Here is a 14,435-nt window from a genome sequence, read left to right as displayed (position 1 = left end):
TTAGCTATGTCATACATTAATAAAAAAGGTAAAACTACATCAACTCGTTTGATGATTATTCGTCAACAAGTTAGTGATTGCTTAAGTTATAACGAAATTCAAACAACTTTAACTAAAGCAAAAGAAACTCAAAAGCATTTAGAAAAACTGATTACGGTTGCTAAACAAGATACAATCGCAAACAGAAGAAAAGCAAAAGCAATTTTATTAAACACTCAAGTTTGTTCAGCAGATGAACTAGTTGATCACTTGTTTAAAAAAGTAGCTCCAGTATTCAAAGACCGTCCAGGTGGTTATACTCGTGTGCTTAAATTAGGTGCTAGAATGGGTGATGCTACTGAAATGGCAATTTTACAATTCGTTGATAAAGTTCCTAAGTATAGTGCTAAAAAGAAAAAAGCAACCAAAAAACCAGCTGCAGCTGTAAAAAAAGTTGAAGTTAAACCAACAACTGAAGCAAAAGCTGAACAACCAGTTAAGTAATTTTACTTAACGATATGTTATAATATTTTGGTTAATAAAATTAAGGATATATAAACTTGGTAAAAATTAGATTAATGCGTCTGGGACGCCACAAATTACCATCATATCGTATGGTTGTGGTTGATTCTAGAGTAAAACGCGATGGTAGTTATATTGAATTAATTGGTCACGTTGATCCAATTAACGGTACTAACAAACTAAATGGTCAATTAGCTATCGAATGACTTAAAAAAGGTGCACAACCTACTGATACAGCAAAATCAATTCTTTCAAAAGAAGGAATTTGAAAACAATATACAGAAGCTAAACTTAAAAAAGCTTAGGTTATGAAGATTGTTGTTTTAACGCTTTTTGATCAATTTGTAAGATCTTATTTTGATTACTCAATTATCAAAAATGCCTTAAACAAGAATGCTGTAGAGCTTGAAGTAATTAACTTTCGTGATTATGCAACAGACAAGCATAAAACCGTAGATGATACGATTTATGGTGGATCAGCTGGAATGTTGTTAAAACTAGAACCGTTGGTTAATTGCTTACGAGATATTAAAAAAACTAAATTCAAAAACCCAGAAAAGATTAAATCATATTTACTTTCACCACAAGGAGAAGTATATGATCAAAAAAAAGCAGTTGCTTTAAGTCAATCTGATCATGATTTAATCTTAATTTCAGGAAGATACGAAGGATTTGACGAACGCATATATCATTATGTAGATGGAGCGTTATCCGTGGGTGACTTCGTCTTAACAGGCGGGGAATTGGGAGCACTCATCATTATTGATAGCATCGTCAGGTTGTTGCCTAATGTAATTAATAAAGATAGTTTAATCAACGAATCATTTAATAATTACCTCTTAGACTATCCGATGTACACCAAACCTTCAAACTTTGAAGGTCATCAAGTTCCTGAAGTATTAATGAGTGGCAATCATGAATTGATTAATAAGTATAATCAAATTCAAGCCGTTCGTAATACAATGAAAAAACGACCAGATCTGTATCTAAAATACATATCAAATAAGAAGTAATTACTATGTCAAACAAAATTAACAAACACACAATTATCAATTACGTTAATAACCTACAATTAAAGAAAAACGTTCCAAACTTCCAAGTAGGTGATATGGTTTCAGTATCAATTAAGATTGCTGATGAAAAGAAAACCAGAATTCAAAAATTCGATGGTTTAGTTTTAAGAAGAAAAGGTTCAGGTTTATCTGAAACTTTCATCGTTCGTAAAGAATCTAGTGGTGTTGGTGTGGAAAAAAACTTCCATGTTCACAACCCAAACATTGAAATCGAATTAAAACGTAAAGGTAAAGTTAGAAGAGCTTACATTTCATACATGAGAGATCGTTCTGGTAAATCTGCTCGTATTAAAGAAAAAGTTGTTACTAAAAAATAATTGGTGTTAAAACCTTAGAGTGATTCTATGTCTCTAAAGAGCTCAAAAGATAAACTGGCTAATTTTGCTGATTCGCTAAATAAAGTTACGGTCAGTCGTACAAGACTACGATCTTCTTTATTAAATTTTGCTGGTTTGTATGGACCAAAGAAATTATGAACAAGAATTATCTTAATTGTTGTAATTTCAGTAATCCAAGGTTTAGTTAGTTTATTTTTCATTCGCAACTCAGGTTTATATAATTTAGGTGTTTCTTCATTAACCCAAGGGTTAGCAAGAACACTTTTTGTTTTCTTGCCTGCAAACTTACCGAAGGACTTAATTTTCAATTTAACCTTCTGGGTTTTATATATTCTTATTAATATCCCGCTCATCATCTTTTCTTATTTTAAAGTTGGTAAACGCTTTACGATCCTAACAACAATTTATGTTGTTTTGGCAAACTTAGTAGGGCTAACTTTTGGATTTATTCCAGGGATTTCTGATGTTGGGATTTTTACGATTAATACTGCAGGAAATAGTTCAATCATTCACGAAGTTCATGTGGCTCATAACAATAACCAATTAACTGAACTTTATAATAAATTGGTTGAATCTTACAATCCACAAACCAACACTTTTGTATTAACTGATCTAGGTAAACAACTAGGATATATTCCGTTGATTTGAGAAAACAATAATGAAGTAAATAAGATCTTATCAATGTTCTTATATGCGTTTATTGCTGGATCAATTTCATCAGTTTTATACACAATTTTATTCGTAATTGGTGCTTCTACTGGAGGAATGGATTTTGTTTCTCAGTATGTTGCAAAAATTAAACGTAAATCAATTGCTGGGATCTTATTCTATACCAACTTTACAACCTTATTAATAGCTGTAATTATTGGTTCATACGTTCCTGCTTCTCATGTTTTACAACAACTAGATGGCTTAAAGATTCCGAATAGCGAAAACTATTTCAAATCATTATCTTGAGCACCATCATTATTATTCTCACCAAACTTTATTGGTTCAATATTAGCAGCATTAGTTGTTTCAATGTTCTTGGATGCTTTATTCCCAAGATATAAGATGGCTAAGATTGAAATTTATTCAAACAATTCTGAACGCATTCGCCAAACTTTACTTTCAGACCATCACCCACATACGATGTCAATATCAAAAATTGTTGGTGGTTTTTCAAAAGAAGAACGTGAGATGATTTCAACAACAACACTATTCGTTGAAATTCCAAGAATCATCCGTTTAATCCGTGAAGTTGATAAGGATTGTTTAATCTCAATTACGCAAATCCGTGGTATTGATGGTTGGATGTATATTACTGAAGAATAATTAATATTACTCAATAATAATTTATGAACCATTCCAAAATTAACTGGTTTCCAGGGCACATGAAAAAAACCTTGGATGACATCAATAAGGTTAAAAAACAGATTGATCTAGTCATTCAAGTGCTTGATGCTAGAGCCATTAATTTAACATCTAACCCTGAATTATTACAGATTTTTAATAACAAAACAATCATTAACATTGCTCTTAAATCAGATTGGGCTGATTTAAATTATGAGTATGATAAAAACACGATTATCACCAGTATTAAAGATAAAAACTTTAATAATGTCGTAATCAACCGTATTTATCAAATTGTTAGTGACAAGATTAAAAAATTACAAAATAAGGGGTTAGTTACCCCTCATTTTAGTATTATGGTGATTGGTTTGCCTAATATTGGTAAATCTTCATTGATTAACGCTTTAATTAAGAAAAACCATCATAAAGTTGAAAACAAAGCAGGGGTAACCAAACGCCAAAGCTTTGTTAAACTTAATAAAAACTTTACTTTATATGATACCCCTGGAGTGTTGTATAAAAAGATTGATGAATTTGAACTAGGAGCTAAATTAAGTTTATTAAACTTAATCAATCTAGAAGTAATTCCGATGCAAGAAGTGCTGCAATTTGGCTATCAATATTTATATCAACACTACCAGGATGAATTATTGAATTGCTATCAACAAACACAATTGCCAGAAGACTTCTTTGCTTTCATTGACGATTACGCCCACAAAAAAGGTTTTTTAAATAAAGGTAATTTAGTTGATTTTAATGCCACCTACATGAATTTTTTTAAAGATATTTCATTAGGTAAAATCACAAAACTAAATTATGAAAAAAAATAATATTTTTTATAATTTTAGCAAACGCGAAACTATGAGTATACTAATTGAACAATTAAAGAACACAATCAGAGAATCTAAAAAAACTCCAGAAATCTTATTGGTTGAAGGATGACATCCATATGTTCAACAAGCTGCTAAAAAACTAGTAGCTGAAAAATTAATTAAACCAGTTTTAATTTTTAGAACAGTTGATGAAATTCCAGCTGATTTTGATCCAACTATCAAACGCTATGTAATTGAAAAAATGGATCTATCAAAATACGCAACTTATTTATTTAAGTTACGTGAAAAGAAAGGTATGACCTTAGAAGTTGCTAATGAAGAAGTGAAAAAACCAAATGTTTTAGCTGCTTTATTAGTTAAATTACAAGAAGTTGATGGTGAAGTGTGTGGTAAAGAATACACAACAAAAGACACCCTTCGTCCTGCTTTACAAATTATTAAAACTGCACCAGATGCTAAGATTGTTGCTTCAGTAAATATTATGGAAAAAGGCGAAGAACAACTAGTATTTGCTGACTGTGCTATTAATATTTATCCAACAGCTGAAGAACTAGCTGAAATTGCTAAGGCTGCTATTAATTTCAGTAAATCAGTTTTACACACTAAAAATGTTAATTTAGCGATGCTAAGTTATTCAACAATGAACTCAGGTGCTGGTGAATCTGTTGATAAAGTTAAAGCTGCAACTAAGATTTTAGAAGAATCAGAAGCTGCTAAATTAGCTTCAATTTGTGGTCCAATGCAATTTGATGCTGCTTATGTTGAAGAAGTAAGAAAACAAAAAGCTCCTCATTTAAATTGAGAAAAAGGTGCTAACGCTTTTGTTTTCCCTAACATTGATGCTGGAAATATTGGTTATAAAATTGCCCAAAGATTGGGTGGTTATGAATCAATCGGTCCAATTCTAACTGGATTAGCTAAACCTGTTAATGACCTAAGCCGTGGTGCTGATGCTAATGAAATTTACAGTGTTGCTATTATTACTGCAACTCAAGCTTTAAGTCAAATGCAATAATAAACATCATGGTTAAAAATAATATTGAATGAGTGCTGAGTGATCTTGACGGTACTTTACTTCGTTATGAAAACGGCGAACATATCGTTGAAGACGACGCAATTCGTGCAATTGAAAAACTTGTTGCTAAAAATGTTACTTTTACGATTGCTACTGGTCGAAAGCATTCGGATGTAATTAACTTTATTAACAAGTATGATTTAGCTGATAAAACCAAATACATCATTGCTTGTAATGGTGCAATTATTTATGATTTAGAAAAAAATGAAATCATTCAAAATAACTTTTTAACTAAATCAGTTAAAACCAAAGTTATGAAAGCAATCGATGAATTCAAAAAAGAAACTAAAAAAGATTGCATTGTCTTATCTTATGATGTTAATAACAATATTTATCTATATGATAAGGACAAGAAATTTGATAAAAAAACCATCGAAGAATTGTTTTTATACGAAGGGGAATTTTCAGCGAACAATTATATTGAAATCGATGATTTAAATGCCCACGATGATTTAATCAAATTAATCTTCTTCTTTAATCGTAAAACGATGAAAGAAACAATTAATGATTATTTAGCTAAATTCATTAGTTTAACTAAATTAGATTCAAGTGATTGTATTGCAGTTTCGCCAATGTCATTTGAATTAAATTCAGCCAACACTTCTAAGGGTAATGCGATTTTACAACTAAATAAAATCCTTAAAAAGGATCTGAAAAAAACAATGAGTATTGGTGATTCGTTCAATGATATCTCAATGTTTCAAGTAACTGGAGTGAGTGTTAGTTTAGAATCATCGCATAAAGAAGTGCAAAATAACGCCACCAATATTCTAGATGCTAAAGCATCACAAGTTGTTGCTGACGCAATTGAATTATTCGTTTTGTAATAATTTATTAATTCTTTTTAAACTTAAATTTTTAGTTAGTGCTATTGCTTGGATCAAATTATAAAACTGGTCTTGTAATAGTGCTAATTTTTTTTGTTCACTAAACTTAGTTTTTAAAATGTCATTAATGTGCTCATCAACTTCAATAATTAATTGGTTTTTAACAAAGTTAATTTCACCTTCAATTGGTTTTTCAAAAAAATCAATTTCAGCATACTCATCATCGTCGTACAAAATTCTAGTATGCATTGAGTTATCTAAAATTTTATTATAGTTCTCAATTAGTTTTTCTAGATTGATACTATCTAATAATAGTTTTAAGTTCTTGATATATAAATTAAGATTTGACATCGTTGATTGCTTGATTAATTAATTCTAAATATTTATCTTTGTGTTCTAATAACAAAAGATGTCCTGCTTTTAAAAATTCAATATGCTTGGCTTTTTTAAAGAAATTCTTAATATAAGCATGAATGATTGTAAACGGAACTAAACGATCTTTATCGCCTGTAATGAATGTAACTTTTTCGTATTGATCAAACTTATGATAAGCATCAATAACCTTTTTAATTGTTGTTGGTTTTAAGATTGATAAAACAATTTTCTTCTGTTCTTTTTGGTGTTTTTTATAAAACTCTAAATCAAAAAAATCTTCAAAATGATCAACATAATATTGATGGTTATAAAAAAGATCTTTTAAAAATTTATTAATTTCTTTTCTTTTAATTTTATTAGCATCCGTAAATAAATATTTGCTAAATCCTAATGCAGTAAAAGCGGTTGTAATCGTTAATGGTGCTGCTAAAATAATTTTTTTAATCTTCTTTTTTTCAGATGGACTAAGTATTTTTAAGGCCAACATAATCACAGCGCAACCCATTGAATGTCCAGCTAAAATAATATTATTAAGCTTGTTGTTTTTTCTTAAAAAACCAACAAGCAATCTAGCAAAATAAACGATATTTAACTCTTTGGTGCTAAATTTTGCTTCAACATCAATATGACCAGGAAAACCTAATCCGTAATAATTAACATTCTTTAAATCAGCAACAATATCATGATGCATTCTTGGCTCTGATGCTAAACCATGACAAAAAATTAAGTTAACATTGTTGTTTTTATTTATCGATTTTTTGACATCTAAATGTTGCAGATCAATGCCTTTTATTTCTTTAGCCATAATTTTTAATTATTATAATATTTACGATAAAACCGATAAAACTAAAAGTTATAATGAAACGCGAAAAAAGCGTGCTAATAACTGATGAGATAAATCAACATTTAATTAATTTAATTCCAGTTGATGCTTATAAGTTATGTCACAGAATGATGTATCCAGCCAACACGACGAATTTATTTTCAACACTAACGGCTAGAAAAACATCACTTAAAGACTTTACTACACATGCATGAAATGCAGAGTTTACTACCAAAATTGTGCAAGACATCATGCAACGATTTGTTTCATCACTAATTGCATTACATAATGAAACTGATCATCAGATTAAAAATTTAGTTGAAGATAAATTAAACCGTGTATTTAGCAATCAAGAATTTACTGATGATTTTATTGCTGCGTTATTAGATTTAGCAAAATATGCAGCCAAACACAATCGCTTACCATTAATTATTTCAGTGCATGAATCTGATAATTATTTAGATTTCAATCAACCCTTATTAACCATTTGTGGAGAAGAAGGAATTGATAAAAATCATGTATGGTTAATTAACTATTTTGAAACAATTATTTTACAAAATATTTGACAATATCAAACATCATTAACCATGGCGAGAGAATTTTATGATTTATGCACGAATTATGCGATAAAAACAACCAATTCTACAGATTTCATTAAGTATCAATGTCATGATTTTTCAATGCGTGGTATGAGTTCGTTTAGATCATCAATTTATTCAGCCAATGCTCATCTACAATTCTTTAATGGAAGCGATTCAATTTTAGGTGGATTTAATGCTGAATCAGTGATTGCTTCTGAACACAGTGTGATGTGCGCTGATGGTATTGAAAACGAAGCAAAAACATACGAACGATTGTTAGATATTTTTAAAGAAGGTGTTTTATCTTTAGTTGTTGATTCATGAGATATTTGAAATGTTCTAGATAACATTATTCCAAGTTATAAAGATAAAATTTTATCTCGTAATGGTAAATTAGTAGTTCGTCCTGATAGTGGTGATCCAATTGAAGTTATCTGTGGTAAAAATTATGATCCAAATGATAAATCAACATGAGGGACGATCCATTATTTAGACCATCATTTTGGCAGCACAGTTAATTCTAAAGGTTATAAGGAATTAAATGATAAAGTCGGAATCATTTATGGTGATGCGATCACTTTAACAAGAATTAAAATGATTCTTAAAGAATTAGAAAAACAAGGTTATGCTTCTAGCAATATCGTTTTTGGTATTGGTGCAACAACTTATCAAGGACTAACCAGAGACACTCTTGGATTTGTCATTAAATTAACTGCAATTCAAAAAGAAATAGACGGTAATTTTGAATGATTCAATATTAAAAAAACACCAAAAACAGATCAATCAAAACAATCATTAACTGGTCGTTTTTTCAGTGACAAATTAGTTCGTATTTATTAAATTAATATAACCCTTATTTATTTTTAGACATATTAAATAATTAAAAATTTTGATGCTAATAAAATTTTGATTATTTATTATAAGAAAAACTAACGTATTCAGTTATTAAGTTATTAATTTCAAAATTTATACTATTTATATTATTAAAGTAGTGAAAACCAATATTAATATTAATCTAAACTATGTCACAATTTAAAAAACAAAAAAAAGCTAACTTAATTGTGATTTTTTTTATCCTTGCTTGTGTTTCAATCTTTTTTGGAATCTTAGGGCTGGGAATTGTTTCTAGAACATTAAGACAAGTTGCAAATAATCCAGATATCGAACTTAGTGGAACAGCAGTTTTCTTATTAATTTTAGGTATTGCCGGAACCTTATTTGGATTAATTTTTTTAATCAGTGCAATCAGTTTATCGATTATTAAGAATAATAATAAAAAAGCATTGTTAGAAGAAATGGAAAAAGAACTGATTAAAGAAACCCAAAGAAATGAAAATATAAAATTAATAGCTTCAAGTTCGAATTCTAATAATAAGGTTGAAGAAAATAACCAAAAAGTTGAAGTTGATAAGATTGATCAAAATAAACCAATGATCAATCAACCAGTAGTTAATAATGCTCAACAACCAGTTGTAAGATTACAACCAGCAAATATGTTAAATCAAAACTTACAACCAACTTATGTAGCAGCTAATAACAATTATCCAAACAATACTACGATTAAACCTCAACAACCAAGAGTGATGCAAAAACCAGTTCAAGTTGCTAATGTTGTTCAGCCAAGAAATGTGCCAACTATCAATCGTCCAGTAATTCAAAACCAACCAAGAATGATGCCAAGCAATGGTTTTGTGTCTGCTAATCAACAAGCAATGCCACAAAAAGTTGCACCAGTTATAAACAATAATCAACCAAACAATAGAGCTGCATATCCAGCTAATAACCAATCTGTTTATTCAGTTCGTGCACAATCAACAAAAATTAAGTTATAATATTAGCCATACGATATTTTGATATATCTATATAGAAAGTCTGCATTATTATGAAAAAAATTTCTAAAGGGAAGATTTCTCTAATATCTGTTGGTGCTGTTGCTGTAACTGCAACAGCTATTGCCACACCATTAGCAGTTGCTTCTAAAAATACAGAACCAACTCAAAAGATTAAAAAGGATATGAAAAACGCTGATCTTTCAGATCCAGCAATCAATGATCCTTCATTAAATGGGCCTAATGGATTAGATGAAAATTCTTCTTTTTTACCTAAATTAGGTGATAATGATAATTCTAAAGAAGGAGTTATCGTTGTTGAAAGTGAAAAACAACCATCAACTACAACAGTTACTCCAGTATCTGAAAATAATAAAGAAGAAAATGGAGTTGCTATTCCAGGATTACCAACTTCAAGTGGACCAATTAATTCAGTTAATGGTAAAAATCCATTCTTAACTAATAATAATTCAACAGTTGCTAAGATCGATGAAGGTAATTTAGCTAAAATTATTAGTTCAACAGTAGGAACAGTTTTAGGTGCTTCACTTGCTGGAATTTCAGTTTTAGCTTACAACTGAAAAAATCCATCAAATAAAGCTAAGGTTCCAACTTCAATTGATTTAAAAAATAGACCAAATGAAGTTGAATTGTCAAACTTACCAATTCAATCACCTTCAACAACTAATTCACTATTAACTCAAGGAAGAGAATTACAAGAATTAGAAATTAACTTTAGTAAAGAAAACAAATCAAGAAAATACTTATTACCTTCTGACTGATTTGTTTCTATGAACAACGGTTTTAACTCTGGTATTGTTAATACTGACTTTAACGATTTTGTTAAATATCTAAGAGCTAATCCAGATCAACTTGAAAACAAATTAGCATTCTTAACATACCTTGATAAGAATCCAAATTCTCCAAAACACTTCCAATCAAACCTTAATGATGTTGATCAAGAAATTGAAAAATTATTCTCTTTCTTAGATGATGAGAAATACAAATCTAACAACACTTCAGCGAATAACTCAGTAAGAGTTCCTAACTTAAGTTCAAAACCAGATGCAGACAACAACATCTCAATCAGATCAACAAAAGAAACAAGAAAAGCAACTAAAGACCCAGTTACAGCTTTAAATGCTTCTTACGAACAATACTTAGGTCAAAAAATTCAAGACCCTAAAAAAGAACCTGTATTAACAAGTAGTAATGAACTTGAAGATGCTGCTAACCGTTTAGTTAAAGGTTACATGAACTATACAACAAAATCTGACAAGGGAACAGTAAGCAGTGATGATGTTAATACATTGATTGGTAACTACTACCGCTTTGTATCTAAATCAAAAGAAAGTTCAACTGATGATTTCTTAACTCTTAAAGATAATTCTCGATCAAGTTCTAAATTAAACCTAGACCAAGTATTTGATGAATTAAAGAGCGATGGTTCTTCTTCAAAAATTAAAGCTAATAAGATTACTAATATTAGCGAACAACTAAAAACAGCTCTTGCTTGAAAAGATCCAGTAGCAGCTAAACCAAACCACTTATCTTATGCTAATGTGGAAAATCTAACCAAGCTTGTTAATGAAGATGAATCAATCAAATCAGCAGCTGGATATAAGAAAGTTCCAAGAGATAAATCTGGAAGACCAATCATCTCAGATCCTTTCAACTTAGTTGCTACTTCATTCTTAACAACTAACCCACATGCTTTAAGTGAAGGTTACATTTATGTAACAACAACAAGAGATAATAGCATTACTCAAAAAAGAGAAGTTCGTTCATACTTTGTTCCTGAATCACTATTATCAAAAGAAAATAAACCATTCTTTGAAACTTCATTAAAACTACTATGGACTGATCCAAGCACTAAGAATAATCCATACAGTTTCATTCAAAAATTTGATGAAATTAAAAGAGTTAATCCAAACCAATACATCCTTCCGAAATATGATGTAATTGATGAAGATGGTTTAAATTATGCTTCTTTATCATTTGATACTTTCAAAGATACTAATACAAGAGCAAAAGTTGCTGAAGCTTTAAAGAATAGATCATCTGAAACAATCTATAGTTCAATTAAAATTGATAATAACAAAGTTGAAGTTAAACCAATTACTTCTGATAAGAGAACAGTTTCATCAATTTCTAAACTATTCTCAACTAATGATGACATCATTAAGAGAAGACAAATTGAATTAGAAAACCCTTATTCAGAAATCAATTTAAGTGCTAAGAGTTCAATTGGTTCTAAACAATCACAATCAATTGCTTCCGAATTAGCTAAATCAAACACAACTTCAATTAGTTCAAAACTTAGCTTAAAACTTAAAGGTTTATTTAGACCGACTGTTGATAAAAACAGCGTATCAAAATCAACAGTAATTAAAACAGGTGTGCTGAAAAAATTAAGAAACCGTGTTTCTAACTTCTTTAGTTCAACTGCTAATTTCTTTAAAACAAAATTCGCTTTTTTACGCAGATAATTTAGTTACTAATTCAAAAAGAAGGAATTAATTTAAATAGTTCTTTCTTTTTTTATCTAAGCAATACGATTAATAATCTATTGATTTATAGCAACTTTAAAATAACATTTAATATAATTACAAGTAATTATTAAAATAATAATTAAGGTTATAATTATTAGAGCTTATTTATAAATAAACAAAATTCATTTATGGCACTGAAAAAAACTATTATTTTATCTACACTAGGTGTAGTTACTGGAGCTGTGGCTGTTGGTTTACCAATTGCTTTAACATCAGCTAATATCAATCCAGTTATTGATCCACTTCAAGCTAAAAACAATACCCAAGAAGAACACAAAGATATGGTGAATCCTTCTGGTGTTATTGATCACGAAAACAATCCAGCAACTAATGGTGTGACAAATCCACAATCAACACCATCAGTTAATGGTCCAATTAATAATAACGGACAAGTTAATCCAAATGGACCAACTACATCAACCCCAGGTGTTGTAGTAAATCCAGAATTAAATAATGGTATGGATGGTATGTCACCAGGTGTGGCAATTCCAGGAACTATTATTACTCAATCAGAACAAGGTAATTTATCACCTAACTTAAATGCAGGTGCAGTTGCTGGTGGAGTAATCGGAGGAATTTCAGCTGTTGGTGCTATCGGTGCTGGTGTTGGTTTATTACTAAACACATTTAATAGCAACAAAGTTTCAACAACTCCTTCAACTCAACCTGTTAAGAAGAGTGTAGTTTTAAGAGACTTTAACTTGACTAAATCAAACATTGGTGATTTAGCTAGTGCTTCTCTTGAAAAATTCGACTTAATCGAAATTAAAGATAAGAATGGTAACCGTGGTGCTTTCTGAGCTCCTCAATCATGATTTGATAAAGACAGACGTAACACTGGTATTGTAGGTGGTGATTATGTTGCTAACCCAGAATTCAGATCATTCTTACGTTACATAAATGAAAACCCAAGTGAAATGGGCAATCCAAACTCAATCCTTAACTATTTAGCTAAACAAAATAGTGGTGATTTAGATTTAGACCAAAACAAAGACACAAGTGCCAAAATTACTGCGCCAAACGCTTTCAGACAAAACAGCTCTAATTCAGATGAATGAGAAAGCTATGATTTAGATAAATTATTTAATGAAAAAGCTGATTCAACAGTTTCAAAACCATCTAATTCAGAAAAAGAACAAGCTAAGAAGTTCTTACAAAAACCAAGTGTAAGCACAGTTTCTTCAAAATCAAACGATGATAAGGTTTCAATCTTATCTGGTTCAGGAGTTTCAAGACAATATTCAATTAAGGATATTGAAGAAGAATTAACTAGACCACAACCTTCACGTGGCCAAACTAGCAATTTAAGTTTATTAACTGTATTAGCTGAAGGTACAATGGGTAAACGTGTTGAAAAACGCATCGTTCCAAGAGATAGTCAAGGTCGCCCATTAATTTCAGAACCAGTTAATGTTGTGGCTCAGAAATTACTTCGTGAAGATAGCAAAAAAGTATTTGAAGAAGGTTTCTACTTAGCTCAAGTTACTTACACAGATCACAATAACCAAAGAAAAGTAAGCCCAGTATTCTTACCAGTAAGTGCTTTAAATGATGAAAATAAATATGAAACAGCTGCTTCATTAAAGAGCTTATTCTCAAACAAGAATAATTCTTCAACTGACCCATCAGTTTATGCTGCTGCTTTAATTACTGAAAACATTTATGAAACAGTAAGACCAGTTAGCCCAGTGCAAAAAGTTGATCTATACGGTAGCTTTAATGATTACCAATCAGTTTATGATGATGCTAAAAACTCAATCATCTTAGTAACTGATGACAAATCTAAAGAAAAAACTCCTACTGATTATTCAATCTACGCTAAGATTGATAAAACTAGAAAACCAGCATTAGCTTCAGAAGCAACTATTAATGAAGTTAATGAACAAAGAAGAAGACAACAAGCGCTAAGAGAATTAGCAGAAGTCCCTCCCCCATTACCTGAAAGAAACTTAGATGATTTAGTATCTAACAAATCAAAAACACCTGGATCTGAATTATCTTACAGTGTGAATTTAAATTCTAAGCAAGCTTCAAGCTTTAGAACTTCAGTTTTAGACCAATTAAGTAACTTCGGTTCTTCATTCAAGAAATTATTTAGCAAAAAATCAGGTGATGATGTAAAACAAACATTCCCTTGATACAGATCACACCTAGAAATGTGAAGTCAATCTGAATTAGATAAGATTTACGAATCAACTAAATTATCTAGTCAAAAATCAATTAAGAACCGTTTATCTTCTTGAAGTTCATCAATCAAAACTAGATTCAATAGTTTCTTCAAGTTCAAAGCCTAAAT

General features: G+C 30.1%; 14 protein-coding genes. 12 read left to right on the top strand and 2 right to left on the bottom strand.

Annotated features, from left to right (window positions below):
- The first annotated feature begins 6 nt into the window (after positions 1-6).
- The 8 genes from rplQ to JJE79_RS03290 are packed head-to-tail and all read left to right on the top strand — an operon-like array spanning position 7 to position 5,979.
- Positions 7-483: a 50S ribosomal protein L17 gene (rplQ, locus tag JJE79_RS03325; RefSeq protein WP_222926247.1), complete on the top strand. Its 477-nt coding sequence runs from the start codon at positions 7-9 to the stop codon at positions 481-483.
- A 56-nt stretch (positions 484-539) separates the two neighbouring features.
- Complete coding sequence (rpsP, locus tag JJE79_RS03320; RefSeq protein ID WP_304618329.1) at positions 540-806, top strand: 30S ribosomal protein S16; 267 nt, start codon at positions 540-542, stop codon at positions 804-806.
- A gap of 3 nt (positions 807-809) precedes the next feature.
- Positions 810-1,514: a tRNA (guanosine(37)-N1)-methyltransferase TrmD gene (gene trmD / locus JJE79_RS03315; RefSeq protein ID WP_222926243.1), complete on the top strand. Its 705-nt coding sequence runs from the start codon at positions 810-812 to the stop codon at positions 1,512-1,514.
- A gap of 5 nt (positions 1,515-1,519) precedes the next feature.
- Entirely contained in the window at positions 1,520-1,891 is a 372-nt protein-coding gene (gene rplS, locus JJE79_RS03310) for a 50S ribosomal protein L19 (protein WP_222926241.1), read from the top strand.
- A gap of 27 nt (positions 1,892-1,918) precedes the next feature.
- On the top strand, positions 1,919-3,226 hold the full coding sequence (locus JJE79_RS03305) for a YitT family protein (RefSeq protein WP_222926239.1): 1,308 nt from the start codon (positions 1,919-1,921) through the stop codon (positions 3,224-3,226).
- A gap of 23 nt (positions 3,227-3,249) precedes the next feature.
- Entirely contained in the window at positions 3,250-4,074 is an 825-nt protein-coding gene (ylqF, locus tag JJE79_RS03300; RefSeq protein ID WP_222926237.1) for a ribosome biogenesis GTPase YlqF, read from the top strand.
- A gap of 31 nt (positions 4,075-4,105) precedes the next feature.
- Entirely contained in the window at positions 4,106-5,092 is a 987-nt protein-coding gene (gene pta, locus JJE79_RS03295) for a phosphate acetyltransferase (RefSeq protein WP_222926235.1), read from the top strand.
- Positions 5,093-5,100: 8 nt separating this feature from the next.
- A complete protein-coding gene (locus tag JJE79_RS03290) occupies positions 5,101-5,979 on the top strand; it encodes a Cof-type HAD-IIB family hydrolase (RefSeq protein WP_222926233.1) in 879 nt (292 codons plus the stop codon).
- Here the strand turns inward: JJE79_RS03290 and JJE79_RS03285 are convergent.
- Together JJE79_RS03285 and JJE79_RS03280 are read right to left on the bottom strand one after the other, a co-directional pair.
- Positions 5,965-6,330 (bottom strand): MG296/MPN423 family protein, encoded by a 366-nt coding sequence (locus JJE79_RS03285; RefSeq protein ID WP_222926231.1) that lies wholly within the window; start codon positions 6,328-6,330, stop codon positions 5,965-5,967. The two genes, JJE79_RS03290 and JJE79_RS03285, sit on opposite strands and share 15 nt — an antisense overlap.
- A complete protein-coding gene (locus tag JJE79_RS03280; protein WP_222926229.1) occupies positions 6,317-7,159 on the bottom strand; it encodes an alpha/beta fold hydrolase in 843 nt (280 codons plus the stop codon). Before JJE79_RS03280 ends, JJE79_RS03285 begins: the two co-directional genes overlap by 14 nt.
- 53 nt (positions 7,160-7,212) lie before the next feature.
- Between JJE79_RS03280 and JJE79_RS03275 the strand changes: the two genes are divergently transcribed.
- The 4 genes from JJE79_RS03275 to JJE79_RS03260 all read left to right on the top strand — a co-directional run bounded on the left by JJE79_RS03275 (position 7,213) and on the right by JJE79_RS03260 (position 14,433).
- Positions 7,213-8,598, top strand: a complete 1,386-nt coding sequence (locus tag JJE79_RS03275; protein WP_222926228.1) for a nicotinate phosphoribosyltransferase — start codon at positions 7,213-7,215, stop codon at positions 8,596-8,598.
- A 182-nt stretch (positions 8,599-8,780) separates the two neighbouring features.
- Positions 8,781-9,590: a hypothetical protein gene (locus tag JJE79_RS03270; protein ID WP_222926227.1), complete on the top strand. Its 810-nt coding sequence runs from the start codon at positions 8,781-8,783 to the stop codon at positions 9,588-9,590.
- 50 nt (positions 9,591-9,640) lie between these two features.
- The gene (locus JJE79_RS03265; protein WP_222926225.1) at positions 9,641-12,076 is read left to right on the top strand and encodes a hypothetical protein; all 2,436 of its coding nucleotides are present in this window, start codon (positions 9,641-9,643) and stop codon (positions 12,074-12,076) included.
- 191 nt (positions 12,077-12,267) lie between these two features.
- Positions 12,268-14,433 carry a hypothetical protein gene (locus JJE79_RS03260; protein WP_255565832.1) on the top strand — a complete coding sequence of 722 codons (2,166 nt, stop codon included), beginning with the start codon at positions 12,268-12,270 and terminating at the stop codon, positions 14,431-14,433.
- The last annotated feature ends 2 nt before the right edge of the window (positions 14,434-14,435 follow it).

The sequence above is a fragment of the Mycoplasma sp. E35C genome (genome assembly GCF_019873825.1).
In the GTDB taxonomy this organism is placed as follows: domain Bacteria; phylum Bacillota_I; class Bacilli_A; order Mycoplasmatales; family Mycoplasmoidaceae; genus Mycoplasmoides.
Note: the sequence above shows the minus strand (reverse complement) of the source record. Positions and strands in the feature narration are given on the sequence as shown.